Source organism: Helicobacter sp. T3_23-1056, from assembly GCF_053654535.1.
This window is the reverse complement of sequence record NZ_JBSIUU010000057.1, coordinates 1-4316: the sequence shown is the minus strand read 5'-3', so window position 1 is coordinate 4316 and position 4316 is coordinate 1. Positions and strand designations below refer to the sequence as shown.

General features: G+C 35.1%; 4 protein-coding genes. All 4 read left to right on the top strand.

Features of this window, described 5'->3' with window-relative positions; genetic code table 11:
* Positions 1-1906 (top strand): putative barnase/colicin E5 family endoribonuclease (locus ACWIUO_RS13455; protein ID WP_454178396.1); only part of this gene is annotated, 1906 nt, incomplete at its 5' end.
* A gap of 10 nt (positions 1907-1916) precedes the next feature.
* Positions 1917-3350 carry an ADP-ribosyltransferase-containing protein gene (locus ACWIUO_RS13450; protein ID WP_454178398.1) on the top strand — a complete coding sequence of 478 codons (1434 nt, stop codon included), beginning with the start codon at positions 1917-1919 and terminating at the stop codon, positions 3348-3350.
* A gap of 86 nt (positions 3351-3436) precedes the next feature.
* On the top strand, positions 3437-3754 hold the full coding sequence (locus tag ACWIUO_RS13445; RefSeq protein WP_454178397.1) for a PBECR3 domain-containing polyvalent protein: 318 nt from the start codon (positions 3437-3439) through the stop codon (positions 3752-3754).
* 355 nt (positions 3755-4109) lie between these two features.
* Positions 4110-4316 (top strand): hypothetical protein (locus ACWIUO_RS13440; RefSeq protein WP_454178395.1); only part of this gene is annotated, 207 nt, incomplete at its 3' end.

Sequence of the window (4316 nt, the reverse complement as noted above, 5' to 3'; positions counted from 1 at the left end):
GGGGAAAGGGGGAGGGTATCAAAACACACCTGCGCAAAATCAAAATCCAACAAAAAACAAAGAAATAAACGAAAAAATAGAATCAAACATAAGCGATTTAGTCGCAAAATATAAAGATATAAGCGCGCAGGCACAAACGATAAGAAGCAACGCAAGAGTGGGCAAAACGCTGTATATGACGCCCGAGACAAATAGACAACTAAACGCGCTTGAGCGTAAATTAAAGCCGATTGAAAGAGAATTAAATCGGTTAGAAACTTTGCAAAAATTCTTTAATGGCACGCTAAAAAAAGATTTTTTTACCCCAAATGAATGGAATGAGCAAACCATAGCTTATTATCGCAAAGAGATTGAAAAATATGCAGGGCTAAAGCCAATAAAAGATTTTGGCTACAACTACGCGGAATTTTACAAAGACGGAAAAGGGGCTATCCAAAAACTGCTAGCCGAAGCGAGCGTAGCAAAAGAAGCGGGGCAAGATTTTAGCGGGCAAGTCGCAGGGGCATTTGAAAAACAAATCGATGGCAAGCTAAGCGATATTGATTTAGTCTGGGGCAAAATCACAGACGCGCAAAAACACGAGGGCTACGGCTTAAGCCACATAATCGACAAACACCCCGAGCTAGACTTACACAAAATCCCTGAAATCATAGAAAAAGGGGAGGTTGAATCTAAAAATGGAATAACGACAATTTGGCATAAAGATAGCGAGGATAAAATCTACAAATTGGGAATTTCACAAGGTTTTAATGGTAAGGGGGACAATAAATGGGTGGTTACAGCTTATGAAGTCGAAAGGGAAAAGGATAAGACTTTCGGCGATACCCTTTTTACAACTAAACGCCCTTTAGAAAACCCTAACCCCCAAACTATACCACAAAATACGCAAAAACATTCTAATTTTATGCCAAATCTTGATGAACTAAAGCATTTTTACACCTCCGCGCAATCTAGCGTCCGTCAAGATATAAACACGGCAAAAGATATTTTAACACGCAAGCAAAAAGAACTAAAAACACTAGAAAACAACGCAAAAAATGCACCAAAAAATAGGCAAGATTTTTTTAGATACGAACTTATAAGAGCGAGGCAAGAGGTTGCTAGCGCACAAAGAGATTTAACCAAATTTCAACAAGAAAAAGCATATTTTAAAGCCCAAGAAAAACAGCTAGACCAAGCAATGCCCGTGCTAAAAGAGTATGAGCAAAACATACAATCTTTTATGCAAAATCCAAGTGCAAAAAATCTATCCCCCCTCCACGCGCTAAAAAACAAACTCTACGCCACGCTAGAATCCACCCAAAGCTACAAAACGCACAAAAGCGATGAAATAAAAATGCTAAACTCCAAGCTAAATGACGCGCTAGAATCCACCCTGCAAGCCATCGACACAGCGAGGCAAAATATCGCGCTAAAAAAGCAAAAACCTAGCCAGCCCACACCTACGCAATATTTCAAAAACTACATACAAATCACACGCAACGATATTGACTATGTTTTTGGCAATTTTGGCAAAAAATCCGCGCTAAAAAGCATTGATGAAAAACTAAAAAATCCACTTTTAGACGATTTGCAAAAGCGTTTTTTAAATCGATTAAAAAATGAAGTGCAAGATTTTGGCAATGCTAAAAAGGCACAAAATCTAAATCCAAGCAAAGACATTGACACCACAGCACAAAACACGCCCGCGCAAAATCCAAATAAAAATCCAAATCTAAAAGATGAACCTAATCTTTTTTCTAGCGAGCCAAGCCCGACAAACACACAGGCAATGCCAAAAGAGAATCTAGCCACACCACAAACACAGCAACGATACATAAATGGCGATTATATTTTGACAACGACCACAGGGCAAAACTACATTATCCCCCAAGAAATCGCGCAAAAAATGGCTAGAAACTTTTAATCTAAAAAACATAAACGAAAGCTACAAGCCAAATCTAAATCAAACAATAAAAGAGGCAATAGGCAACAAAGATATAATCCTAACAAATGGCAGTTTATTGAAACTTATACAAAAAGATAGAACCAAATATATACCACAAATCAAAGAAACATTAAATACGCCAGATTTTATTATAAAAGATAATGAAAATATCGTTATTTTTGCAAAAAGAATACAGGAAAAAGATTTTTTTACTAGCATAAATTTAGAAAGAGATGATTTTTTTGTAAGCATATCAAATGCACCAAAAAAGAGTAAAACTTTAGAAAACAAGCTAAAAGCGGGAGCAGAAATAATATATCAATCCCCAAACGCCAAGTCAAACACTGAAACGCTTTTACAGAGTAACAAATCTTTACCCAACGAGATTGACGAGGACATTATACCAAAAATCGCGCAAAAATTTAACAAAGACGAAGCGTGGGCAAAAAATCTTTTTGAATGGCACAAAGATAGCCACGAGCTAACCAAAAACGCCGATGGCACACCAAAGGTTTTTTATCACGGAAGCGGAGCAGATGATATTACAATTTTTGATAAAGCAAAAGATGAGTCGGGCTTAGGTTTTTGGTTTAGCGGGGACAAAGATTTTGCAGAAAATTACCATCAATTTGGAGGCAAAAATTACGAAGTATTTTTACATATAAAAAATCCATTAGATTTTACAAAGCCAATCAACAAAGATGAATTAAGGCGTATTTTTGGAAATCTAGCAAAAGATTCCCCCAACCTTGAATATCAATTAAAAAAAGAAAATGTTTCAAACAAAGATTTTTTACCACATCATAACTCATATTTTAACTCTTATAAAAATTTTTCAACACGATACGCACAAGCGATAAAAGAAGCTGGTTATGATGGGATTATTGCTACAAACGAGGCAAACAAAAAAGATTATATTGTTGTTTTTGATAGCAATCAAATCAAAGCCGTTGCAAATAAAGGCACATTTGATTCTAGCAATCCAAACATTTACCACGCAAATGCGACTTTAGGGGGAGGCGTGCTAGGTGGAAGCATAGCAGGGCTAGAGTATGATGAAAATGGCAACATAAAAGGCTTTAGCCCGCAGAATTTCGCGCTAGGTTTTGCAAGCGGTGCGCTAGCAAGCAAAGGACTACAAAACGATATTACTAAAAAATATGCTAAAATCACAAGTCAAAAAATCAAAAATAACCTCCAATCTAGTTTAGAAAATATTATAAAAAATAATCAAAGTTTAATTTTGCAAAATCCTCAAGGTTTTATTAATGAGCTAGACAAAAAGAGAATCCGTGAATTATTAGAATCAAAAGGCAATGTAAAAATGAGCATAGGTGATGGAAAAGATTTTTTAGCTAAAGAGATAGCAAATAACACGAGCAGACTAAACAAAGCACAAAAAGAAAAAATTAAAAATTTTTAATATTTTTGTAAAAAGTAGCCTTGAAAGCGTAGAAAACAGAGTTTTTAATTTTGGCAAAATAACGAGAAAACGCTAACAGGCTAAAAATCCTACAAAATGATGCAGGAGAAAAACGACATTTTGATTTGGAAAACTACACTTTGCGCGTAGATTCTCACGCTATCAGGCACATAAAAAATGGTCATCCACAAGATTTGGATTTATTAAATAACCTTTATGATATTTTTTACAACTTTGATAAAGCACAATGGAATCTAACAAAAGATAACAAGACAGGCAAACCAATACTAGCATTTTCATTTTTAAAACAATATAAAGACGGAACAGCTAAAGCGGTAGAGGTAAGAGTTTTAGAGGATAAAACTTTAAGGTTAAAAACACTTTTTAGAGTAGATAAAAAATAAGGGCGTTTTTAAAAAAACGCCACTTTTCGCAGATACCTCGCAACTACGAATGCCCCCAACTAAATGGCACGAATTGCAAAAAAAACGCAACGCGCTAGGCTTAAGCTGTCGAACATAATGCTTCAAAAGAAGCCCCACGATATACGCCCAAAACGACAAACAGCAGGTTTTTAACGCCACGCCACAAGATTTTTTTCTTTATGGCTAAAAAAATAATAGCAAAATAAATGCCATTTTTGATAAAAATTAGCCACTTTTTTGAAAAAACTATAAAATACTAAAATGGAAATATCGTTAATTTTTTTAGTATTGATTTTTTTTTGCAACAAAAATCCACAAAACAAAAGGACAAAAAATGGACAAAATCAACGAATTACAAGACAATATCCAAAATTTACAAATCCAAATCAACGCCACACAAGCACAAATCAATGACTATAAAACAAATCCAAAATATTACGACTATTTAACTTACTGCGGAGGTTGCTATGCCCCTTTAGATTCTTGCACATATTTTGATAGCCAAAACTGCGGAAACCCTGATATGTTTTATAAAGTTGAA